We start from the raw sequence: 22,508 nt of genomic DNA on the forward strand, positions 1-22,508 counted from the left end.
CGGCTACATCAGCCGAAAACGCATGAAGCATGTATTGTCCGTGATGACGGTTATTGTTCTGTCTGCGACAGCGGCTGTCTCGGCTACTATTACCAATAGCGACGCGGAGCCGGCCTCTCTCGCCGTTAGCGAGGGTGGAAATAGGTTTGATGTGGTGATTGCACCTGGTGCCTCGGAACAGGTCTGTGCCTCCAATTGTTTCGTTACCTTCCCGAATGGCGACCGCATTGCGCTGGAAGGCACGGAAAATGTGGAAATCGTCAAAGGGTCTGCTGTCGTCAAGTAACGGCGCGCAGTGGCGATTTTCCGTGTTTTAAAAGCAATTTGCTAACCGTCGCGGCAAGCCTTGCGCATGTCGTAAACAGGCACCTGATATCGCTCTCGAATTGCATATTCTGACATCCGCCAGCAGTTTCGCAAAAGGCCGCACCAAAAGCGGCCGGCATGCCTCAGAGGGATTTCGGATTATGAAAACACATGCACGGGCCGTTGTTATCGGTGGTGGGGTTGTCGGTGTCTCGACGCTTTATCATCTGGCCGCCAAGGGCTGGAGCGACAGCATCCTGATCGAGCGCAAGGAACTGACATCCGGTTCCACCTGGCACGCTGCCGGCCTGCTGCCACTGTTCAACCTCAGCTATTCCGTGGGGCAGATCCACAAATATTCCGTCAAATTCTATGAGGAACTGCAGGAAGAAACCGGCATGAATGTCGGTTTCTCCAAGGTGTCCAACATTCGTCTGGCCCGCAGCAAGGATCGCTGGGACGAATTTATGTATTATGCCGGTATCGCCGAAACCATTGGCGTCAATGTCAAGCTGCTGACCCCGGAGCAGTTGAAAGAAGTCTGGCCGCTGGCAGAAACCGACGGGATTCTTGGCGCAATCCAGCACCCCGATGATGGTTACATTCAGCCGGCCGACCTGACACAGGCACTGGCCAAAGGCGCGCGCGACAAGGGCGCCACCATTTACCGCAACACCACGGTCACCGCCATCGAACAGCTGGAGGACGGCAAGTGGAAGGTGACCACCGACAAGGGGGAGGTGATTGCCGAACACGTCATTTCCTGTACCGGCAATTTTGCCCGCAAGACCGGTGAGATGGTCGGTATTAACATTCCCGTCATCCCGGTCGAGCACCAGTATATCGTCACAGAACCGCACCCGGCCATTCTCGAGCGCAAGGCCAAGGGCCTGCCGGAAATGGGCGTTCTGCGTGAATCTGACAGCGCCTGGTACATGCGTGAGGAAGCTGGCGGCCTGATCCTTGGCCCTTACGAACATGGTGCGCCGGTCTGTTATGTTGATGGCCCGTCGCCGGAAAGCGAATACGAACTGTTCCAGGAAGAGCTCGAACGCCTGATGCCGCATATCGAAACGGCAATTGCGCGCGTGCCGATCTTCGGTGAGGTTGGTATAAAAAAGGTCTATAATGGCGCGATTGCCTATACGCCGGATGGTAATCCGATTGTGGGTCCAGCACCGGGCCTGAAAAACTTCTGGCTGAATGAGGGGCATTCCTTCGGTATTACTGCGGCCGGTGGTGCCGGCTGGCAGCTGGCGGAATGGATCGTTGAAGGCGAACCAAGCCTCGATATGATGGGCGTCGATCCGCGTCGTTTCGGCCCCTATGCGACCGAGGGCTATCTCATCGCCAAGAATGAAGAAGCCTATGCCAACGTCTTCACCATGCATTACCCGGATGAGGAGCGTGCCGCGGCGCGTCCACTCAAAACAACACCTGTCTATGACCGCCTGAAGAAGCTTGGTGGCGTGTTTGGCTCTGTCTATGGCTGGGAGCGTGCCAACTGGTATGCGCCAGAAGGTTACGAACTGCCGGAAAGTGAAAAGGGCGTCGGCGTCGATGTTTTGACCAACCACAATTACGCGCCACCGCTCGATGATGGACGCACGGTTGAAAAATGGTCGTTCCGCCGCTCCAACTATTTCGAGCATGTCGGCAATGAGGTGAAAAATGTCACCAACAATGTCGGCGTTCTCGACATGTCGGCCTTTGCTAAGATGGAAGTGTCAGGCCCTGGCGCACGGGCTTGGCTGGACAGCATTCTCGCCAATGCAATCCCGAAGAAACGCGGCCGTATTGCGCTGACCCACCTGTTGACACCGGCCGGTGGCGTGAAGGCCGAATTCACGGTTTATGAATGGGCGCCGGGTCGTTTTTACCTAGTTTCGGCAGGCGGTCTGGAAGCCCATGACCATGATGTGCTGCGTCGTCTGGCACCGACAGATGGTTCGGTGGTGCTGCAACCAATCACCCAGAAATACGGTGTGCTTGTTCTGGCCGGCCCCAAGTCGCGTGACCTGTTGAAGAAGCTGACCCGCATCAGCCTCGACAACAAGGATTTCCCATGGCTGACCGCCAAGGAAATCTCGGTTGGTGTGGCGCGCGCCCATGCCTTGCGCGTGAACTTTGTTGGCGAACTGGGCTGGGAACTGCATCACCCCATCGAAACCCAGAACTATATTTTCGACCAGTTGATGGAGGCCGGTGCCGAGTTCGGTATCAAGCCCTTCGGTATTCGCGCCATGGTGTCGATGTCGATCGAAAAGTCCTATCGCAACATGGGACGTGAGCTGTCGGTGGAATATAACGCCTACGAATCCGGTCTTGATCGGTTCCTGCGCCCTGAGAAATCCTTCATCGGCCGCGATGCGCTGGTCGCCTATAAGGAGAAGGGCGTCAAATGGATATTCTCGACACTGGTGGTCGAGGGCAATACGGATGTCGATGCACGTGGCTCGGAGGCAATTTACAATGCCGACGGTACGCTGGTCGGTCGTGTGACGAGTGGCGGTTTTGGCTGGCGTGTCGGCAAATCTCTGGCTCTCGCCATGCTGGCACCGGATTTTTCTGAAATCGGCACACAGCTAAAAATCAAGATCCTCGGCAAGTTGTATGACGCTCAGGTGGTGGCAGAAAGCCCGTTTGATGGCGATAACCAAGTATTGCGGGCCTGATTTGCCCGTGTAAGGCAACAAATCAGCCCCGGCGTAGGCGTCCGGGGCTGATTTTAAATAGTGTATATCAGCAATACGCGATTAATTATTCCGCAAAAACTATTGGTTACAGTCCGGCGCAGAGGGGCTTTGTCCACAACCGGGGGTGTCATGAACTTTTTAGGAATTACCGGGATGCAATATTCCGGTGTACCGTTTTCTGCGCAACGTATCATTCTTGCCGAAGACACCAACGTCTTTACCCAGCTGGTCAGCACACGCCTGATGGATATGTTGGGTGTTCAGGTTACCATTTGCCGCAACTTCGAAGAGTTGCAGGAAGCTTATGATGCCGCAGATGGTCCGATTGATCTGGCGATTTCCAACATCAATCTGCCGGGCGCTGAAAACGGCGAGGCGCTGGAATATCTGATCGATCTGTCCGTGCCGACCATCGTGTTCACCAGCACGTTCCATGAGGCGACCCGCGAAAAGCTGATTGCCAAGGATGTGGTCGATTACATCATCAAGGACAATGTGTTTGCCGTGGATATGTTGACGGAATCGGTTTGCCGCTTCCTGACCAACAGCCGCCATCACGTTCTGATCGTGGACGATAGCCCAACCGCGCGTGCGCTACTGTCCAGCCGTTTGAAGCGTTATAACTTCCGCGTCAGCCTGGCAGAAAGCGGTGCCAAGGCGCTGCAGATCCTCAAGGACAACCCGGATATCGGCCTTGTCGTGACCGATTACAACATGCCTGATATTGACGGTTTCGAACTGACGCGCCGCATTCGCACCATGCGCGGTTCGCATGAACTGCGTGTCATCGGTGTGTCGTCATCGACCAACCGTCTTTTGTCGGCACGTTTCCTGAAGGCCGGCGGCAATGATTTCATGCTGCGACCTTTCATCGATGAAGAGTTCTATTGCCGCGTCAACCAGAACCTCGACACGCTGGTACAGATCCGCATGGCAAAGGTCGGTCGCGCCGCCTAAGTGGTTGATATTGTCAACTGAAATTCTGAAAACGCCCTCTATGGTAACATAGGGGGCGTTTCGCCGTTTTGGCTGCCGGTGCGATATTTTTGCTTCGCCAGCGAATAATTACGCCGCCATTTTCTTTCGCTCCTTGTTGGTGGCGAAATTCGTTCCTATCTTCACCCCGTAGCGTGTGGGGAGGATGCGCGGGAGAATGGCTGGCTTTTTTCAAAAGCCTGCTGAGCAAATGGAGCATTCCTTGGATATCACTGAACAGGCTGCGCAGGTTAAGCCCCTTGCGCCTTGGCCTACCACCCCGAACGATATTCTTGACTGGCTGATCAACGGAACCAGCCAGGAGCCCTTTATTGACCATTTGCTGAAAGGCCTGTGTGAGCGCATTGCCGCCTACGGCCTTCCACTGGCCCGCTCGTCCATGCATTTCAGAACCCACCATCCGGAATGGTTGGGTGCGCGCCTTTTGTGGGAAACGGGCTTTGACGAAGTCCAGATCGACATGTTTGGCCGTGATATGCTGCGCAGCGGCCAGTACATCAAAAGCCCGGTCAACGAAATCCTCGATGGTGCCGACGAGCTTCGCAAGAAGCTGGACAAAGAGATTGAGAATGGTGGCTGGCACGATTTTTATCATGAGCTGAAGCAGCAGGGCATTACCGATTATGTTGCCTGGCCGGTGATCCACACCCGTGGAAAACGCCATGTGGTGACTTTTGCCACCAAACAGCAGGGTGGTTTTTCGCCTGAACATATCGTCTTCTTGAAAGACCTTCTGCCGGTGTTGTCAATGGTGACGGAAATCCGCGTCAAAAACATCATGGCGCGGACTTTCTTGGAGACCTATGTCGGCCCTCACGCCAGTGAACAGATTTTGGCAGGTGCAATCACCAGAGGGTCCGGTGCTACCATGAGCGCCGCCATCATGATCTGCGACCTTCGTGGCTTTACCGAAATCTCAGATCTCTGGCCACGCGATGATGTGATTGAAATGCTGAACGGCTATTTCGATGCACTTTCCGAGCCGGTTGAAAATCACGGTGGCGAAATTCTCAAATTCATGGGCGATGGTCTTCTTGCTGTTTTCCCGATGGACAATGAAAATGCCTGCCACAATCTGCTGGAGGCGATCCGCGAAGGCCAGAAGGGCATGGAACGTCTGAATGCAGAAAACCAGCGGCGCGACAAGCCTAACCTGCGTTACGGCGTTGGCGTGCATGTCGGGGACGTGATGTATGGCAATATCGGCTCTAAGCGACGGCTGGATTTCACGGCCATCGGCCCGGCGGTCAACATCGCATCGCGGCTGGAAAGCCTGACCAAGGAAGTCGGCCACTCTGTGCTGTTCTCCAAGGAGTTTGCGAAAAAATCCGGTCACTGGAAAGAGTTGAAGCCGCTTGGCAGTTTCATGCTGCGCGGTCTCGGCGAACCTTTCGAGGTCTATGCCATGCCCGAAGAAAGCTGATCGAAGAAAACTGATTTCGGCCCGCGCATTTTCCGCTGCATTCCCTCAGAATGAGATGCCCGAATGTGGCTTCTGTTCGGTCGCAAAGGCCCTGTCGAGTGCTTCGATATCGGCGCGGTCGCCGCACAGGCGACCGGACGCCGCCAGTGACCAGGCCGGGGATGCGCCAAACACCAGTTCCGTCAGCGTGTCGATTGGCAGGCTGATCTTTGATGTCTCACTCGACTTTGCCGCGCCATCTGCGCCAACCGTCCACACGCCATTATTGTCTGCGATCAGCGGATCGGTGACCTCTATCACCACACGGGCCTTGCTGTCGTAAGAACGGGCGTTCAGCAGCTTATGCAGATCGAGTGGGCGTATCCAGCTTTCATCACGCAGCTCAGACGTCTGCACGGCGCGCAGATTGTCAACCAGCCGCAGCAATGGATCATCGACCGGACGCGATGGCAAAATGACCTTGTGCAGAATATCCTGCGACAACACATGGCCGAGCAACGCCCGCCAGGCGTCATCGTCATGAGCGATCAGATCATCGACAATGGCGGTACGCTGCGTTGAGGTAAACCAGTTGTCCGTTGCCTGAATATGGAAACGGATATAACCGCGTTCCGCACCTTCAGCGCCAACCACCACGGCATGATGCGGGGTGGACCCATGTCGGGTGCGAAACTCCTGAATTTTCCACCACCCGTCCCAGCGTTGCAGGCTGGCAGAACGTGGCAAGGGCGCTGCAGCTGCAACCCTCCGGAACAGGTCGAAACTCTCATAGGCATCAACCACGCGCAAATCCTTGCGCCGCTCTGGCCTTGGTCGCCCGCCATTGGTAAGGTCAACATCCTGCCGTACCGCCCAAGAGGCGATGCCATATCCGTAACGTCCATAAATACGAGCATCAGATGCACGCAGGCCCGCCACCACATAACCCTCGGCATGGGCGCGCTTTAACTGCTCGCTTAACAGCGTACGGGCAATGCCGTTGCGTGTCTGGGTCGGGGCGACGCCAACATGCGTCACCGCAAGGTGACTTACGTAATTGCCACCGGGTAGGGCAACAGAACCGCCATAACCATTGACCACGCCCTGCAGTTCACCGTCGATAAATCCACCAAGCGGTGAACCGCTTTCCAGATAGGCGGTTTCGACCTTCGCATCGGCGTGACCAATGTCGCCAATGCCGAGCATGGCTTGACGAAACTGGGCAAAGGCCTGTCGCTTTTCTTGCGTGCTGGTAAGGGCGCGAACCTCTATGGAGCGGGTCTGTTCAGTCATGTGGGGTGTCCCGAAAATTGAAAGCAGCAAGGCACGCGCACTGCAGTATCAATGCGCAGCCGTCTTTTGTGTCCTGTCAGGGCAGGACACCAGTCTCTACATCACGACACCGGTGCCAGCAGACCACGGGATTTCAGGCGGGCGGCAGCGCCTTCACCGAAATGCCATGCTTCTTCCAGATGCGGTTGGCCGGAGAAGATGAAATGATCAAACCCTGCCTTGTGGTAGGTCTCGATCAGGTCTGCCACCTGTTCATGACTGCCGACCAGCGCGGTTCCTGCGCCACCGCGCACGAGGCCGTATCCGGACCACACACCGGGGTGGATTTGCAGTTCACGGGCTGACTTTGGCAGACCATCCCGTTCAGCATGCAGCGCCGTCATATGGCTTTGGCCGACGGATTCCGATTTTGCCGCAAGGCTTTTGGCGTTTGCCACCTGATCAGGGGAAACCCAACCGAGCAGCTTGTCGGCCACCGCCCACGCCTCATCCTCGGTGTCGCGGGAAATCACATGCAGGCGAATGCCAAATTTGAGGTCGCGACCCTTCGCCGCCGCCTGTGCCTTCAGCTTCTTGATGTTGTCGGCCTCAAGTTCCGGCTGGCGTCCCCAGACCAGATAAACGTCGGAATGCGAGGTGGCGACCTCGGTTGCTGCGCCGCTTGCGCCACCGAAGAAGATCTGCGGCAGCCCGTAAGGTGCCGCATTGATGCGCGCTTCGCGGATATCGTAATGTTTGCCCTTGAAGGAAAACGGCTCTTGGGCGCTCTCGTCGGAGACGCCGCGCAGCACCTGAATGAACTCGGCCGTCCGCTCGTAGCGTGCATCGTGGTCAAGGTGGTCGCCAAACCGCGCCTGTTCAAAACGGTCGCCGCCGGTCACCACGTTGAGCAGCAAACGGCCCTGCGTCACCCGCTGGAAGGTAGCGGCCTGATGCGCAACCAGAGTTGGCGAAATCAGACCGGGGCGAAAGGCCACCAGAAATTTCAGCCGTTTTGTCTCGGCAGACAGGGCTGCGGTGGCAATCCATGCGTCTTCGCACCATGTGCCGGTTGGGGTCAGCACAGCGTGAAAGGGCTGGGCTTCTGCTGCCCGTGCGACCTCACCAAGATAGGCGAGGGTGGGGGCGCGGTAACCGCCGGCAAAGTCGATAAGGTGGCTGTCATTGCCCGAACCGGTCAGTCCGCGGCTGTCGCCATTGGTTGGCAGATACCAGTGCAGATGAATTTTGCCACTCATGACCGGGTCTCCGAAGCGGCGGATGAAGGTCGCTTCCGTCTTGATGAAATGCTGTTATGTGTCATGCGAAGTCTCGTTGTGTGAATGAGTTAACCCGGTGGTTTTCCTGTTCACGCCGGCCGGGTACGGCGGCGATGAGGGCGCGGGCATAGTCTGATTTTGGCGCGCGAACGAGCGCGTCGGCGGGAGCAACCTCGACAATCTGGCCGCGCTGCATCACCGCAATCCGGTCGGCAATCGAGGCGGCAACGCGCAGGTCGTGAGTGATGAACAGCATCGACAGGCCAAAGTCCTTTTGCAGTTCGGTCAGCAGTGTCAGAACCTGCGCCTGCACCGAAACATCAAGTGCCGAGACCGGTTCATCGGCCACCAGCAGTTTGGGCTGCAACATCAACGCACGCGCCAGCGCGATACGCTGGCGCTGGCCGCCGGAAAAGGCGTGCGGCTTGCGGTCGGCTGCCCGCACATCGATGCCCACCCGTTGCAAAAGCTCGCTCATCCGCGCTTCTGCATCATCCTTGCTGGCCCCGAAATGCAGGACAGCTTCCGTCAGGATACGGCGAATGCTGTGGCGCGGGTTAAGCGAGGACTGAGGATCCTGAAACACCATCTGCACCAATGGCCGCCGCTCACGGGTAAACAGGTCTTTGGCGCTGACGATTTCCTCTCCGGCAAACCGGAAGGTGCCGGCATCCCGTTCAATAAGCCCGGTAATGACCTGACCGAGCGTTGATTTACCGGAACCGCTTTCCCCGACCAAAGCAAGCGTCTCACCCTCTCGCAGCAGCAGGTCAACGCCACCAAGCGCTGCCACCGGTTCACGTGCTGCGCGTAGCAGACGACGCGGGGCGGCATGGGTTTTGCGGATGCTGTCAAGCTGAAGCAGCACCGAACCGTTGACTGGTGGGCGGTGTCTTTTGTCATCAAGGTCAGGCACAGCGGCCAGCAATCGGCGCGTATAGGGGTGCTGTGGATGCGCCAACAGATCGGCCGCACTGCCAGCCTCAACGATTTCGCCGTTTTGCATCACCACAATACAGTCGGCAATGTCGGCAACCACACCAAAGTCATGGGTGATGAACAGCACGGCAAGGCCGCGCTTTTCACGCAGTTCAAGGATCAGCCTGAGGATTTCGGACTGGGTGGTAACATCCAGTGCCGTGGTCGGCTCATCGGCGATCAGCAGTTCCGGTTCGCAGGCAATGGCCATGGCGATCGCCACCCGCTGCCGCTGGCCGCCAGACAGTTCATGCGGATATCGCTGGCCGATCTTGTCGGGCTCCGGCAGTTTCATGGCCGCAAACAGTGCGGCGACCTTGTCTTTTGGGGCCGGATAGCCATGCGCTTCAAGTGTTTCCGCCACCTGCCGACCAACCGTCAACAGCGGGTTGAGGGCCGTCATCGGCTCCTGGAAAATATAGCCAATGCGCGCGCCACGCAGTTTGCGCAGTTGCACGTCATTGAGAGACAGAACGTCTTCCCCATCAAAGGAAAGGGCACCGCCGGTGACCTTCAATGTGTCGCCGGGCAACAGGCCGGCAATGGCGGAGGCGAGAACCGATTTACCTGAACCACTTTCACCCACGATGCACAGCACTTCGCCGCGTTCAATCGACACCGTTGCATTGGAAACCGCAAGTGATCGGTCTGCCCCCTTGGGGAGGGCGATATTGAGCCTGTCTATGGCAACAAGCGGGATGCGTTTCTGGCTCATGGCTGATGCCTCCCGGCATGTTTGGGGTCCAGCCAGCGCTCCAGCCCGTCACCAACCAGATTGAAGGCCAGAACGGTGAGGAAAATTGCCAGCCCCGGCAGGGTGGAAAGCCACCAGTTGACGCTGAACGAAGTACGGCCGGAGGCCAACAGAAAACCCCAGGATACGGAATCGCGGCTGCCAAGCCCAAGAAAGCTGATGCCGGATTCAATCATCACAGCGCCTGCAATCAGCAGTGAGGCCTGCACCACCACCTGTGGCAGCACATTTGGCAGCACATGCAAAATGGCGATACGCAGATGCGACAGGCCACTGACCCGCGCCGCTCGTACCCAGTCGAGACGCCGTATCGACAACACTTCGGCCCGCACAATACGCACGATGGGCGGCCATGAGATGAGCGCGATTGCAAATACCACAGTCCAGCGGGTTGGCGATAGAATGGCAACGATCATGATCGTCAGCAAGAAACCGGGGATCGTCTGGAAAAACTCGGTGATACGGATGATCAACTCGTCGGCAATTTCACCGAAATAACCGGCCAGCAGCCCCAGCGTCACACCAAGGCTGACGGCAAACGCCACGACACTGACAGCCACGGCCAGCGTGGCCCGGCTGCCATGCACGAGACCGGCGGTCAGGTCACGTCCCAGCATATCCGTACCGGCCGGGAAACCGGGTGATAAGGGCGGAAGGTTTGGCCGGGCGACCATACGCCATGGATCGCCGGGGTAGATCAGGTCTGCAAAAATCACCAGAAATGCCAGTGCGGCCAGCACCACGAAGCCGAAAATCACAGGCGGTCTGAGCAGGGGATGGTTTGGCCAAAAGTTCATACCGTTCCCTCCCTGTCTAGGCGTGGATCAATCAGCCGGTAGGCGGCATCGGCAATCAGATTGGCAAGGATCACACCAAAGGACGACACGATGAACACGGCAAGAAGCACATTGTAGTCACGGGTGGTCAGCGCGTTGAAGGCCAGCCGGCCAATGCCCGGCCATGCAAAAACCGTCTCAACAAGGATCGAACCGCCAATCAGCTGGCCAGCCTGCAAGGCGGCTATGGTAATCGTCGGAAGCAGGGCGTTGCGCAGCAGATGGTCACGCCAGATGCGCCAAGGCGACAGACCCTTGGCCCGCGCAGTGCGAATGAAATCCATGCCGGACACCTGAAGCAGTGCGGTGCGCGACACCCGGGCGTGGATCGACATATGGAAAAGCCCAAGCGTCAGCACCGGCAGCACCATATGGGCCAGACGATTGACAAAGGCTGGCCATCCGCCTTGCGAGGCGATGGCGGGTGTTTCCATGCCGTAGGATGGCAGCCAGCCGAGTTTGACGGCAAAGATGATGATGAAGACAAGGCCGACCCAGAACATCGGCATGGCAAAAAACGCCACCGATATCGTGGTGATGACGCCATCCAGCGCCGAACCCGGTTTTCTGGCTGCAAGGGCACCCAGTGTCACGCCGAGAACGACCGAGAACAGAAAACCGCTGATCGTCAGAACAAGCGTTGCCGGAACTTTTTCCAGCACGATGTCAATCACCGGTCGCTGGTCACGATAGGACAGTCCAAAATCGAATGTCGCGACACTCTGCAGATATTTCCACAGTTGCAGATAGACCGGCCCATCCAGTCCGAGGTGACGGCGCAAGTCTTCGAGAAAGGCCGGGTCACTGCCACCCTGGTCGCCGGCCAGAATGAGCGCCGGATCACCTGGCGCCAGACGCAGCAGCAGGAAACTGCCGATGACCACGAACAGCAGGGTCAACAGTGCCTTGGAAAGCCGCAGCCCAATGGCGTAGGCGGCAAGTGCCGACCGGCCTCCTAGTGCAGGGGGGTGCCCCTGCGCTGTGTTTTGCCTTGCCGCCATTACTTCTTCAGCCAGACATTGGCGAAATTGTCATCGGTGCCGAGCGCCGTGGTGATGAGGTCCTGAACCTTGTCGCGATAGAGCGTCGGGAAGACAATGTCGTGGGTCCAAACCATCGGCACATCCTGCGACAGGATTTTCTGGACCTTGGAGTAGATTTCCTTGCGCTTGGCATCATCCTGCTCGTGCGCACCCTGATCGAGCAGGGCATCCACTTCCGGGTTGGAATAACCGTTGATGTTACCGCCAGTGCTGCCAGCATTGTCACCCTTGACGGTCTTGTAGCCGTAGGAAATGCCAATACCCGCATCGGCGGTGGTGTAAACGAAGTTCTGGGCAATATCGTATTCGAAAGTGGTCAGGCGCTTGAACCAACCTGCAACGTCAACGGACTGGATATCCACCTTGATACCAACGGCACCCAGTGCCTCGCGCAGATATTCCGCCTGCCGCGACCACAATTCACCATAGGGCAGAGGCACCAGCTTCAGGGTGAAACGTGTACCGTCGGCACCAGCCTTGTATCCTGCCTCATCCAGCAAAGCGGCGGCCTTTTCCGGATCATAAGAATAGGTCGTCTCGACGCTTGTGTCCTTGTAGGCCGACAGGCTGGAGAACGGGCCGTTGATCGGCTTGCCGTAACCCGCAAAGATGGTGTTGATGATGAAGTCGCGATCAATCGCCTGGGTGATGGCCTGACGAACTTTCTGGTTAGCAAGAACCGGATTGCGGTTGTTGATGTGCACGTAACCGATTGGCTGCAGAAACTCCCAGCCACCCTCGTTGACGGCAACACCTTCAAGCGCCGAGAGGCGGGGAATGTCGAAGTTTTCGACGTCGCCTGAGCGAAGTACATCGACCTGTCCGGTTTCAAATGCAATGGCGCGGGAATTGGCATCCGGCACGATCTGGAAGTCTATTTCATCAAGATAGGGTTTGCCCGCATCCCAATATTTGTCGTTGCGAACCAGGCGGATGATGCTGCCTTTTTTCCACTCCGAGAACTTGAACGGGCCGGTGCCGATAAATTCGGAATTTGCAGGCGCGGTGCGCAGATCGGTAACGCCGACATATTTATGAGCCGGAACGATAGCCACGTTGAGTGACCAGAGGAAGGCCGGGTAGGGTGCCTTGAGGGTAAAGACGACAGTCAGATCGTCAGGCGTTTCGATGTGGTCGATCTGGGCGCTGAGATCTTTTGAGCGTGCATGCTGTATTGGCAGGAAATCGCCGATGCTGAAGGCGACATCCTTTGATGTGAAGGGCTCACCATCATGCCAGGTAACGCCGGGGCGCAGCTTGAACGTATAGGTCTTGCCATCGGCGGAAATCTCCCAGCTTTCCGCCAGCCGAGGAACAGGGGCGATCTCCTTGGCTGAATAACCAAGCAGCGAATCGTAGATCTTGTTGCCGACAAAGGTCGCCGGACCCAGGCGGTTGATGCCGGGATTGAGCGAGATGGGCTCCGGCTGAACGATCAGGTTCAGTGTTCCGCCACTTTCAGCTGCAAAGGCTGCCGACGATAATGCGGCGCCGACAAGTGCCCCGGTTAAACCAAGCGTAAATGATCTCCAGCTGCGTGCCATTCTTCCAGAATCCTCAATTTCTATAATTTTTATAGATATGCTACATAAACGAGCGGAAGGCGCGGCATGTCTGTTCTAAATTTTTGCCGATAAATGAAAATCTTCTATCGCCGGGCACCGACCCGGCATGATTTTCGTCATCTGATGATCCGCAGTTTTGAGGCATGCGTACTGGCCGCGGAATGGGCAGGGCGGAAGTCTATTCCGCAGATTGCTTCTTAAACAGGCAGATATTTCCCCCTGAGCTGAGAACTTTGGAAGTTTGCAACATTCTCGGAATGCCTAAAATCTATAAATATTATAGACATTATCAATTAAGGTTATTCCCATGAAATCTCATTCTCACCGCTCAGCACTGGGACGTGTTGCGTCGAGCCTTGCCATTATCGTTGCGCTTGGGGGACAGGCGCTGGCAAGTGAGCCGCAATATGGCGGTACGCTGCGCATTGCTTCCCTGCAGGCGGATCTCGATGCGTTCGATCCGCTGACCGGTTACAGCACGGATTCCTGGGAAATCCTGCGTGCCGTTACCCGCCAGTTGGTCACCTATCCCGGCGCATCCACTGACATCAAGGACGATACAAAGCTGGTGCCTGACCTTGCCAAGTCCTGGGACGTGTCTGATGAAGGCAAGACCTACACCTTTCATCTAAAAGACGACGTCTTCTTTTCCGGACCAATTGACCGCAAGATTGTAGCAGGCGATTTCGTTTACAATATCAAGCGCTTCTGTGATCCGAACAAGCAGGTTGCCGCCATCAACTACTTCAACCTGGCGATCTCAGGCTTCAAGGCCTATTGCGAAGAATTTGCCAAGGTTCCGACCGGTGATCTCGCTGCAACCAAGGCCTTCATCGACGCCCACGAAATCTCTGGCGTCAGCGCCCCTGACGACAAGACGCTGGTCATCAAGTCGGATTCGAAGAACTACGACTTCCTCAACATTCTCTCGATGAACTTCGTGTCGCCACTGCCACCGGAAGTCGCATCGAAATATTTCCCTGACTCAGCCGAGTTCCGCAAGAACTTCCCGTCCAGCGGTCCTTATTACGTTGATAGCTATCAGGACGGCCAGAAGCTGGTTTTGAAAAAGGCCAAGAACTTCAAGCCGGAAAGTGACGAGGCCCGCAAAGCCTATGTCGATGAGATCGTCGTTGATTTTACCGCCAATAGCGAAGACAGCATCGTCCAGAAGATTGAGGCAGGTGAGGCGGATCTTTCGCTTTATCTCGACACGCCGCCAAGAACCGCGATCAGACGTTTCCAAACCCAGAAGGCGGAACAGCTGCATTCGTCCAACAGCGGCGCGGCCAACTTCATCACCTTTAATGCTCGCCCGGAAGCACAGAGCGACGGTGCCAATGCGTTGAGAAAGCCGGAAGTGCGCCAGGCGCTGACCTATGCCGTCAACCGCGCCCACCTCGTGCAGGTTCAGGGTGGCCCGATTGCCGCCGTGCCGCTGTCGCAGATCATCACCTCGACCATTCTCGGTTATGAGGCGTTTGATCCTTATCCAACCGAAGGCAACAAGGGTGACGCGGCAAAGGCCAAGGAATTGCTTGCCAAGGCTGGTTATCCCAATGGCGTGAAGTTTGATGCCATCTACCGCACCACAGCCCAGTTTGAGGCGATTGCCGTTGCGGTGAAGGAAGATGTGGCTGCAGCCGGTATCGAGCTGAACCTCATCCCGGTTCCACCGACCCAGTGGTACGCCTTCATCCAGGATGCCAAAAGCAGATGGGACATCTCGCTTGGTGGCCAGTTTGCGCCAGATTGGCAGGGACCAAGCACCCGTATGCTTCTCGGCGGTTGGTTGAACTCGGATGCCTCGCCATGCGGCACGGGCAACGTCAACTCGATCTGCTACAGCAATGCCGAACTCAACAAGCTGGCAGCTGAGGCATTCCCGTCGGACAATCCAGGTCCGATCTGGACCAAGGCCGACAAGATCGTCTCTGCCGACATTCCGTGGATCCCGCTGTTTGAAAAGCGCAAGATCGCGATCACCTCTGATCGCATCACCCACTGGGCATGGTCGTCGTTGGCTGTTCAGGCCGACATCACCAACATCGCTGTGAAGAACTAGTCCGATGAGCGTCTTTTCCGTTCACGATTTGCAGGTTCGTTTTGGCACCGTCGAGGCTGTCAGAGGCGTATCATTTGATGTCGAAGCGGGAAGGACGCTGGCAATCGTCGGTGAGTCCGGATCGGGCAAGAGTGCCAGCCTGCTGGGGGCAGCTGGCCTCCTGCCAGCCTCGGCAAAGGTTCGCGGCAGTGTTCTCTACCGGGGGCGGGAGATACTGGGCGCGTCACCGGCGGCGTTACGGAAGATAAGAGGGGCTGAGATCGGCTTTATCTTTCAGGACCCGCTAAGCAACCTTCATCCACTCAAGACGATTGGCGACCAGATCGGTGAGGCGATATCGGCGCACCGATCCATCGGCAAAAAGGAGAAGCGCGAGCGTGTTCTCGGGCTTCTCCACGACGTTGAAATTTCAAACCCGGAAAAGCGGCTGGATGATTATCCGCGCCATCTCTCGGGCGGTATGCGCCAGCGCGTGATGATTGCCATTGCCATTGCGCTCAACCCCGGCCTGATCATCGCCGATGAGCCGACCACGGCGCTCGACGTCACTGTTCAGGCATCCATTCTTGATCTGCTGCGACGTCTGCAGGAAAGGCACGGTACCGCACTGGTCTTCGTCAGCCATGATCTGGCTGTCGTGTCCGATATCGCCGATGTTGTGGTGGTGATGCGAGACGGTCTTGTGGTCGAACGTGCCGCTGCCGATGCGATCTATACAACACCGAAACATGCCTATACGCGCGAATTGTTGAGTGCGGCGCGGCTGGACGGTCCCAGAAATTATACGCAGCCACCGGCCGTCAGCTCCGCCCAGTCGCTGATTGATGTGGACGGTCTCAGCCGTTCTTTCGTTGCAGGCCAGCCGGTGCTGGAGGACGTCACGTTTTCGATCGCCAAGGGCGAAATTCTAGGGCTGGTCGGTGAGTCCGGGTCGGGAAAATCAACCATTGGTCGGCTGATTGCCGGTCTTGACCGGCCCGATGATGGCTCTATCGCGTTGTCCGGCGTCAATTACGCAAGGGCCGGGCGGCCGACCACGCTGACCGGTGCAGCGCGCCGCGACATTCAGGTGGTTTTTCAGGACCCTTACGCCAGCCTCAACCCCAGGCGAAGCGTTGAAGCCATTCTTGGCGACAGTTTCGTGATTGCCGGTGAACGGGACCGCACGCGCCTGCGCCAACAGGTCCTCCAGTTGCTTGCAGAGGTGGAGCTACCGGAGGCCATTGCCACGCGTTTCCCTTCACAGCTCTCAGGCGGTCAGCGGCAACGGGTGGCCATTGCACGGGCAATTGCCTCGCGCCCGTCGCTTGTTGTGGCGGATGAGCCGGTGTCGGCGCTCGATATCACCACACAGGCCAAGATCGTCGAACTGCTGCGCCGGTTGCGCGACCGGCTGGGAATTTCCTTTCTGTTCATTTCGCACGATCTCGGTGTGGTCGGTGAATTGTGCGACCGCGTCATTGTGCTGGAGAAGGGGCATATCGTCGAGGCCGGCCCGACAAGGCGCATCTTCGAGCGGGCAGAGCACGCCTACACAAAGCGTTTGCTGGCCTCGATGCCCGGCGGCAAACGGCAACCCGTCAATACAGTGGTGAAGGCCGTGTCCTATGTCGGTTGATGTTATCGAAGAGGCACCGCGCCGTCACTGGTTGCCGGAATTTGCCGCTGTCTTGTGGCGTGAACGCAGCGTGCGGGTTGGCGCAATTATCGTCTTTGCCGTGCTGGTGGCGGCCGTCTTGGCACCTCTGGCTGCCTATCTGACCGGGCATGGCCCGACGGACCTGTTTCCGGATGTGGCGCTGGATGAGATGGGCCTGCCGGTTGGACCATCCTGGGCCTTTCCGCTGGGGGCAGATGGCAACGGTCGTGATGTGTTTGTGCGCACGCTTTACGGCGCGCAGATTTCACTGCTGGTCGGCATTCCCGCCACCACGGCAGCGATGATCATCGGAACGTTGATTGGCATGATCAGTGGTTTTCTCGCCGGTCGTGTCGACCGGATCGTCAGTCAGGCCATTGATGTCGCCATGTCGTTTCCGTTTGTTGTCACGGCGCTCAGCCTGCTGTCTTTGAACAGGGGCGAGCAGGGCATGCCGGTAATTTCGCCTGTGATTGTCGTTATTCTGGTTATTGCGCTGTTTTCCTGGACCTACTTTGCCCGCCTGACGCGTGGCATGGTTCTGGAACTGCGCTCCAGCCCGATGATTGAGGCGTCGCTGGTTTCTGGCGCTTCAAAAGCCCGTATCATCTGTCTCGATATCCTGCCCAACATCCTGCCGACCCTGCTGGTCTATTGGGCCGTGCAGCTTCCGGCCAACATCGTGGCCGAAGCGACGCTGTCCTTTCTCGGGGTTGGTATTCAAGCTCCGATGCCAAGCTGGGGCAACATGATTGCCGAGGCGCAGCGCACCTCGCTTTATCAGGACCAGCCCTGGTTTCTGGCCGGCCCCGCACTTGCCCTTTTTCTCACCGTGGTCGGCTTCAATACAATGAGTTCCGGGCTCAGAACCGTGCTCGATCCGCATCAAAGGCGTTTGTAATCCATGACCAGAAACCTTCTTTCCACCGTGTTTCGGTCCGCCTCGACACTCGTCATCGTGCTGATCCTGTCGTTTTTCATCACCCGTATTGCCTACCGTAATCCGGCCGCCATGCTGGCACCGCGCAACGCCACGCAGGAAACCATAGACGGCGTGGCGCGGGCGCTGCGTCTCAACGAACCATGGTATGACCAGCTGTGGTATTACCTGTTCCGCGGGCCCGACATTCAGGGCGCGCCGATGGGGTTGATGCACTGGCCACCGGCGCTTGGGTTTTCTTTCCGCAAACAGGCACCGGTTACCGACCTCATTCTGGCCAAGGCGCCGGTGACGATCTCGCTGGCACTGGGTGCTTTGGTCATCTGGATGACGATATCGATCATTTCAGGCGTTGTCGCCGCCCGGTGGCATGGCCGCTTCATCGACCATGTACTGGCTTTTTTCGCCTATGTCGGCCTGTCCATTCCGACTTTTCTGAGCGGGATCCTGATTTCCTATTTCTTTTTCTACCAGCTGACCAACCACGGCTACGGCTGGTTTCCGAGCAGTGGTTACGTGCCGTTGACGGAAAATCCGCTGGAATGGGCAAGGCACCTTATCCTGCCATGGGCAACGCTGGCGATCGCCGAAATCGGCATTTTCCAGCGCATCGTCAGGGCAGGCATGCTCGACGTGCTCGGCCAGGATCACATCCGCACCGCCCGTGCCAAGGGCTTGAGTGAAAGCAGGATCTACCTGTCGCACGCGTTGAAGGCAGCCCTTAATCCGATCATCACGCTGGGTGGGCTTGAGCTTGCCGTCATCATGGGTGGCGCCATCGTCACCGAAACGATCTTCGGCCTCGACGGCATTGGGCGCATGGCGATCACAGCTGCGCTGGATGGCGATTTCCCGCTGGTTATCGGTACGACGATCTTTGCCGCATCCGTCTTCGTGGTGTGCACCCTGACCGTTGATTTGGTCGCGCAATGGCGTGATCCGGCGTGACGCCGCGTGACCTGGCCAGTCCTGTTCGACGCGCTGATGGCAGCCCGTGCCGCTCAAACCCGACAATTATGCAGATGGGCCTTCAAGGCCCGTCGCCAACACAACAGACATTCGCGCAGCATCTTTTCCTGATGTTGCGCCATCATGAAGGAGAATGACATGACCGCAGTGGATGCAACGCTTTCCCGCACCTATTTGCGCCCCGCAACTGCTCGGGAAGAGACGCTTGTCGAGCGCTTCCAGCCGGTGTTTGACCGTATTGCCGAAGGCAGTATTGAGCGTGAGCGCAACCGCACCTTTCCATTTGAACAGGTGCAGTGGCTGAAGGATGCCGATTTCGCTCTGGTGCGTGTGCCAATGGAGTTTGGCGGTTTTGGCGCCTCGCTGGAACAGGTGTTTTACCTGCTGGCCCTGCTGGCAGAAGCAGACGCCAATGTCGCCCATATCTGGCGCAACCATCTGGCCTTTGTCGAAGACCGCCTCAATGCACGGCCATCCGCCGCCAATGAGCGTTGGCTGAAGCGTTTCCGCGACCGTGAATTTGTCGGTGGCGGCTGGACGGAAGCCAATAACGGCACCTATGCCACCATCAAGACCACGGTCACCAAAACCGATGACCATTACCGGGTCTCCGGCGCGAAGTTTTATGCCACCGGCAGCCTTTATGCCGACTGGCTGGATGTCATCGGCAAGGATGCCGAAGGCACGCTGATCACCACACTCGTCAACCGCCACCAGCCTGGCGTTGAACTGACGGATGACTGGCCTGGTTTTGGCCAGCGCACGACGGCCAGCGGCAGTGCGGTTTACAAGGATGTCGTGGCGCATGAGGGGGATGTCTTTCCGGCCAGCGAACGTGTTGTCTATCAAGGGCATTTTTACCAGACGGCGCTGTTGGCCGTTCTGACCGGCATTACCCGTGCTGTGCTGCGCGATGGTATCAAGGCGCTCAAATCCCGCGGCCGCAATTACCCGCAGGGACTTGATCCGGTGCCCGCACAGGATGCGCAGTTGCTGCAGGTTATCGGTGAAGTTTCGGTGCGGGCCTTTACGACCGAAGCGGCACTTCGCCGTGCCGCCAGTTCGCTTGACCTGATTGCCGCCGCCCATGCGGTGGGCAATGTCGAATTGCGTGACCAGCGCGCAACGGCCAGCGAAGTGGCTGTTGCGCAGGCGCAGATCGCCATCGTCGAGAGCACGCTTTATGCTGCTACCCATGTGTTCAACGCGCTTGGTGCCTCGGCAACATCGGAGGAAACCGCGCTTGACCGCCACTGGCGCAATGCCCGCACTCTGGCGTCGCATAATCCGGTTGCCTACAAGGCGCGCATCCTCGGTGACTATCTGGTCAACGACAAGTCTCCGGTGTCGAGCATCGCGCGGCTTGGTCGTGGCGGGCAGGGCAACTGAGGAGCGACACGATGACGAAACCCTATCTTGCCCTTGCACTGGCCGGGCCGCATTTGCTTGAGCTGACCGGCAGTCGTGAACTTCTGTCGCGTTGGGATGCTTTGCCAGTTGCATTCACGGTGCTTGGCATCGACCGCATTGACGGCAGCGAACCTGCATCCGTCACCCTGGCCAGCAGTGCTGCCGGCGCCACGCTGGCAGGCGCGACCGAAAACGGCCGTTTCCTGATTGCCGCCGCGCCACAACGTGACCACCCCTATAATTTGGCACGCCGTGTCGCGTCGCTTGCCCATCTCTCCGGTGGGCGAAGTGGTCTGCTTGTCGGCATTCGCGATGCCTATGCGCCGGAGGGTCCACAAGATGCTCCGGCATGGGGCGGGGCAGGGCTTGGCGGTGGCGCGCAGCTGAATGCAAAGACAGCCTATGACACAGCCGTTGCAGTGCGGGCTCTGGAGCAAAGCTGGCCGCATGATTCCATTATCGGTGATCGCGACAGCGGCATTCTCGTACAGTCCGATCGTATCGTGCATGTCGATATCGCCAACAGCTTTTCGATTGCCGGGCCGCTCAACGCGCCGGAACCACAAACCGGTGCCTCCGTCATTGCCTGGTATGGCCACACGAAAGCGAATGCACCGCCAGCGGGAGAGGATAACCCGATTGAGCTGGTGCTGGGTGGCGCAGGTACCGTGCCTGTCGTTTCCCTGGGAGAGACGCCTCCCACCGAAGCTGTGTCTGGTGTCGTGTTGAAAGCAGGCAACGAGCAATCGGTGCGGGAGTTGCTGGATGTGGCCGAGCGCTGGCTTGCGGATGGTTTTGCACCAACCCCGCCTGGCGGTTCGCTGCGAGACGCCCTCGACCTTTCGGCGCCACGACCGCTGCCATCGACGGTGCGCCCCGCGTTTCCGGCGCCAAAACCTCACGTCTCTCTGTAGACGGTATTGGAGACATTTCAGATGACAAACAAACGATCTGGCCACGTCCTGCTCGGCATCAACGTGCTGGTTCTCGGATATCTTCCGGCGGCGTGGAAAACCCCATTGCTGGAAAAGGATGCCTTCATTGATCCAGCCTATTGGGAAAATATTGGCAAGACCGCAGAGCGTGGCACGCTGGACGCGCTGTTTCTGGCAGACGGTCCGCTGCTCGGTGACCCGGCCTATGATGCCAATCCGGTACGGCTGGAACCGTCGGTCAACTGGGGGCATGTGGCGGCCGCGACCTCTCGTGTCGGTCTGGTGGCAACGGCCTCTTCAACCTTCAACGATCCGTTTGAACTGGCCGAGCGCTTCTTGTCCTGGGACCACCAGACGGGTGGACGTGCGGCATGGAATGTCGTGACCACCCGTGGTGTGCCGGCGGCGCGCAACTTCGGCATTTCAGACATTCCAGCCCGTGATGACCGCTATGAGCGGGCCAGCGAATTTGTCGACGTCGTTCGGGCGCTGTGGGCGTCTGCGGCTGACGGGCGCGACATTGATCACCACGGCGAGTTCTTCGATATTTCCGGGCGCCTGCGTGTGCCACCATCCAAACAGGGCCAGCCAATCATCTTTCAGGCCGGTGGCTCGCCGCAGGGCCGCACACTGGCAGGCCGCATCGCGGAAGGTGTGTTTGCCGCAGAACTGACCAAGGCGCAGGCCATCGAGCATTATCGTCTGGTCAAGGGATTTGCCCGCGACAATGGCCGATCGCCGGACGATGTGAAAATTCTGCCGGGTCTGTTGCTGAGCCTCGGCAGCACGGAAGAGGAGGCGCGTCGTCGTAGCGATGAAATCCATGACGCCGGTCCGGCATCCTATTCAGTGGGCTGGCTATCGCAGGCCATCGGTTACGATGCCTCGAAACTTGACCTGGACGAGCCGTTTCCCGATGAAGTTCTGGGTCCGATCAAGGACGCCAAGACCTTCCTTGGCAGCATCGGTTTTCGTGAGTCCATCATCACGCAAATCCGTAAAACCAACCCGACGGTGCGTGAATATCTCAAGCAAACCCGTTACACCGGGTCGGGCCATGCCGGGTTTGTCGGCACGCCCGAACAGCTGGCCGACCACATTGAGGACTGGTTCCATGCCGGCGCCATCGATGGCTTTAACCTGCAGCCGGATCGGCTGATCGATGGCCTGCCGGTTATAGCAGACGAGCTGGTGCCAATTTTGCGCAAGCGTGGCCTCTATCGCCACGAATATGAAACCGAAACGTTGCGGGATCACTTCAAGGCGGCGTCACCCACTCTGGCTTTTTGAGGACGCTGGTTTTCCTTATGCCTTGTGCTTGTCACAGGCATCCAGTCGCCGCGCGTCTGCGCGGCGGAAAGGGTCTTTTCATCCCAAAGACTTGGGATGACTGGGTCCGTGTGACAAGCACAGGGAAGAGGG

General features: G+C 57.9%; 17 protein-coding genes. 11 read left to right on the forward strand and 6 right to left on the reverse strand.

Annotated features, from left to right (window positions below; genetic code table 11):
* The first annotated feature begins 22 nt into the window (after positions 1–22).
* The 4 genes from PYL13_RS07930 (at position 23) to PYL13_RS07945 (ending at position 5,421) form a co-directional block, all read left to right on the forward strand.
* On the forward strand, positions 23–286 hold the full coding sequence (locus PYL13_RS07930; protein ID WP_250982747.1) for a hypothetical protein: 264 nt from the start codon (positions 23–25) through the stop codon (positions 284–286).
* Between the two features lie 181 nt (positions 287–467).
* Positions 468–2,981: a GcvT family protein gene (locus tag PYL13_RS07935; protein ID WP_275640944.1), complete on the forward strand. Its 2,514-nt coding sequence runs from the start codon at positions 468–470 to the stop codon at positions 2,979–2,981.
* Between the two features lie 150 nt (positions 2,982–3,131).
* On the forward strand, positions 3,132–3,959 hold the full coding sequence (locus tag PYL13_RS07940) for a response regulator (protein WP_192487629.1): 828 nt from the start codon (positions 3,132–3,134) through the stop codon (positions 3,957–3,959).
* A gap of 229 nt (positions 3,960–4,188) precedes the next feature.
* The gene (locus PYL13_RS07945) at positions 4,189–5,421 is read left to right on the forward strand and encodes an adenylate/guanylate cyclase domain-containing protein (protein WP_441296659.1); all 1,233 of its coding nucleotides are present in this window, start codon (positions 4,189–4,191) and stop codon (positions 5,419–5,421) included.
* A gap of 45 nt (positions 5,422–5,466) precedes the next feature.
* Here the strand turns inward: PYL13_RS07945 and PYL13_RS07950 are convergent, their stop codons facing one another.
* From PYL13_RS07950 to PYL13_RS07975, 6 genes are all read right to left on the reverse strand, one after another.
* Positions 5,467–6,693, reverse strand: a complete 1,227-nt coding sequence (locus tag PYL13_RS07950; RefSeq protein ID WP_275640946.1) for a GNAT family N-acetyltransferase — start codon at positions 6,691–6,693, stop codon at positions 5,467–5,469.
* A gap of 101 nt (positions 6,694–6,794) precedes the next feature.
* On the reverse strand, positions 6,795–7,931 hold the full coding sequence (locus PYL13_RS07955) for an LLM class flavin-dependent oxidoreductase (protein ID WP_250982744.1): 1,137 nt from the start codon (positions 7,929–7,931) through the stop codon (positions 6,795–6,797).
* 61 nt (positions 7,932–7,992) lie between these two features.
* A complete protein-coding gene (locus PYL13_RS07960) occupies positions 7,993–9,645 on the reverse strand; it encodes a dipeptide ABC transporter ATP-binding protein (protein ID WP_275640947.1) in 1,653 nt (550 codons plus the stop codon).
* Positions 9,642–10,481: an ABC transporter permease gene (locus PYL13_RS07965; protein WP_192487634.1), complete on the reverse strand. Its 840-nt coding sequence runs from the start codon at positions 10,479–10,481 to the stop codon at positions 9,642–9,644. Before PYL13_RS07965 ends, PYL13_RS07960 begins: the two co-directional genes overlap by 4 nt.
* Entirely contained in the window at positions 10,478–11,521 is a 1,044-nt protein-coding gene (locus PYL13_RS07970) for an ABC transporter permease (protein ID WP_275640948.1), read from the reverse strand. The genes PYL13_RS07965 and PYL13_RS07970 overlap by 4 nt, the downstream gene beginning before the upstream one ends.
* Complete coding sequence (locus tag PYL13_RS07975; RefSeq protein WP_275640949.1) at positions 11,521–13,107, reverse strand: ABC transporter substrate-binding protein; 1,587 nt, start codon at positions 13,105–13,107, stop codon at positions 11,521–11,523. The genes PYL13_RS07970 and PYL13_RS07975 overlap by 1 nt, the downstream gene beginning before the upstream one ends.
* A 328-nt stretch (positions 13,108–13,435) precedes the next feature.
* On the opposite strand from PYL13_RS07975, the gene PYL13_RS07980 reads away from it, so the two are divergent.
* The 7 genes from PYL13_RS07980 (at position 13,436) to PYL13_RS08010 (ending at position 22,376) form a co-directional block, all read left to right on the forward strand.
* Positions 13,436–15,193, forward strand: coding sequence for an ABC transporter substrate-binding protein (locus PYL13_RS07980; RefSeq protein WP_192487637.1), 1,758 nt, complete (start codon positions 13,436–13,438; stop codon positions 15,191–15,193).
* A gap of 4 nt (positions 15,194–15,197) precedes the next feature.
* A complete protein-coding gene (locus PYL13_RS07985; RefSeq protein ID WP_275640950.1) occupies positions 15,198–16,811 on the forward strand; it encodes a dipeptide ABC transporter ATP-binding protein in 1,614 nt (537 codons plus the stop codon).
* On the forward strand, positions 16,801–17,733 hold the full coding sequence (locus PYL13_RS07990; RefSeq protein ID WP_275640951.1) for an ABC transporter permease: 933 nt from the start codon (positions 16,801–16,803) through the stop codon (positions 17,731–17,733). The genes PYL13_RS07985 and PYL13_RS07990 overlap by 11 nt, the downstream gene beginning before the upstream one ends.
* 3 nt (positions 17,734–17,736) lie before the next feature.
* Positions 17,737–18,720 (forward strand): ABC transporter permease, encoded by a 984-nt coding sequence (locus PYL13_RS07995; RefSeq protein WP_275640952.1) that lies wholly within the window; start codon positions 17,737–17,739, stop codon positions 18,718–18,720.
* Positions 18,721–18,879: 159 nt separating this feature from the next.
* Entirely contained in the window at positions 18,880–20,130 is a 1,251-nt protein-coding gene (locus tag PYL13_RS08000; RefSeq protein ID WP_192487641.1) for an acyl-CoA dehydrogenase family protein, read from the forward strand.
* Positions 20,131–20,141: 11 nt separating this feature from the next.
* Complete coding sequence (locus tag PYL13_RS08005; RefSeq protein ID WP_275640953.1) at positions 20,142–21,065, forward strand: hypothetical protein; 924 nt, start codon at positions 20,142–20,144, stop codon at positions 21,063–21,065.
* 21 nt (positions 21,066–21,086) lie between these two features.
* Positions 21,087–22,376 (forward strand): NtaA/DmoA family FMN-dependent monooxygenase, encoded by a 1,290-nt coding sequence (locus tag PYL13_RS08010; protein ID WP_275640954.1) that lies wholly within the window; start codon positions 21,087–21,089, stop codon positions 22,374–22,376.
* The last annotated feature ends 132 nt before the right edge of the window (positions 22,377–22,508 follow it).

The organism is Agrobacterium sp. Azo12 (assembly GCF_029193765.2).
GTDB lineage: Bacteria > Pseudomonadota > Alphaproteobacteria > Rhizobiales > Rhizobiaceae > Agrobacterium.

What these genes read in the sequence shown, in the direction of transcription:
- PYL13_RS07930 (WP_250982747.1), top strand. Translation starts at nt 23, where the DNA reads ATGAAGCATGTATTGTCCGTGATGACGGTTATTGTTCTGTCTGCGACA.
- PYL13_RS07935 (WP_275640944.1), top strand. Translation starts at nt 468, where the DNA reads ATGAAAACACATGCACGGGCCGTTGTTATCGGTGGTGGGGTTGTCGGT.
- PYL13_RS07940 (WP_192487629.1), top strand. Translation starts at nt 3,132, where the DNA reads ATGAACTTTTTAGGAATTACCGGGATGCAATATTCCGGTGTACCGTTT.
- PYL13_RS07945 (WP_441296659.1), top strand. Translation starts at nt 4,189, where the DNA reads ATGGAGCATTCCTTGGATATCACTGAACAGGCTGCGCAGGTTAAGCCC.
- PYL13_RS07950 (WP_275640946.1), bottom strand. Translation starts at nt 6,693, where the DNA reads ATGACTGAACAGACCCGCTCCATAGAGGTTCGCGCCCTTACCAGCACG.
- PYL13_RS07955 (WP_250982744.1), bottom strand. Translation starts at nt 7,931, where the DNA reads ATGAGTGGCAAAATTCATCTGCACTGGTATCTGCCAACCAATGGCGAC.
- PYL13_RS07960 (WP_275640947.1), bottom strand. Translation starts at nt 9,645, where the DNA reads ATGAGCCAGAAACGCATCCCGCTTGTTGCCATAGACAGGCTCAATATC.
- PYL13_RS07965 (WP_192487634.1), bottom strand. Translation starts at nt 10,481, where the DNA reads ATGAACTTTTGGCCAAACCATCCCCTGCTCAGACCGCCTGTGATTTTC.
- PYL13_RS07970 (WP_275640948.1), bottom strand. Translation starts at nt 11,521, where the DNA reads ATGGCGGCAAGGCAAAACACAGCGCAGGGGCACCCCCCTGCACTAGGA.
- PYL13_RS07975 (WP_275640949.1), bottom strand. Translation starts at nt 13,107, where the DNA reads ATGGCACGCAGCTGGAGATCATTTACGCTTGGTTTAACCGGGGCACTT.
- PYL13_RS07980 (WP_192487637.1), top strand. Translation starts at nt 13,436, where the DNA reads ATGAAATCTCATTCTCACCGCTCAGCACTGGGACGTGTTGCGTCGAGC.
- PYL13_RS07985 (WP_275640950.1), top strand. Translation starts at nt 15,198, where the DNA reads ATGAGCGTCTTTTCCGTTCACGATTTGCAGGTTCGTTTTGGCACCGTC.
- PYL13_RS07990 (WP_275640951.1), top strand. Translation starts at nt 16,801, where the DNA reads ATGTCGGTTGATGTTATCGAAGAGGCACCGCGCCGTCACTGGTTGCCG.
- PYL13_RS07995 (WP_275640952.1), top strand. Translation starts at nt 17,737, where the DNA reads ATGACCAGAAACCTTCTTTCCACCGTGTTTCGGTCCGCCTCGACACTC.
- PYL13_RS08000 (WP_192487641.1), top strand. Translation starts at nt 18,880, where the DNA reads ATGACCGCAGTGGATGCAACGCTTTCCCGCACCTATTTGCGCCCCGCA.
- PYL13_RS08005 (WP_275640953.1), top strand. Translation starts at nt 20,142, where the DNA reads ATGACGAAACCCTATCTTGCCCTTGCACTGGCCGGGCCGCATTTGCTT.
- PYL13_RS08010 (WP_275640954.1), top strand. Translation starts at nt 21,087, where the DNA reads ATGACAAACAAACGATCTGGCCACGTCCTGCTCGGCATCAACGTGCTG.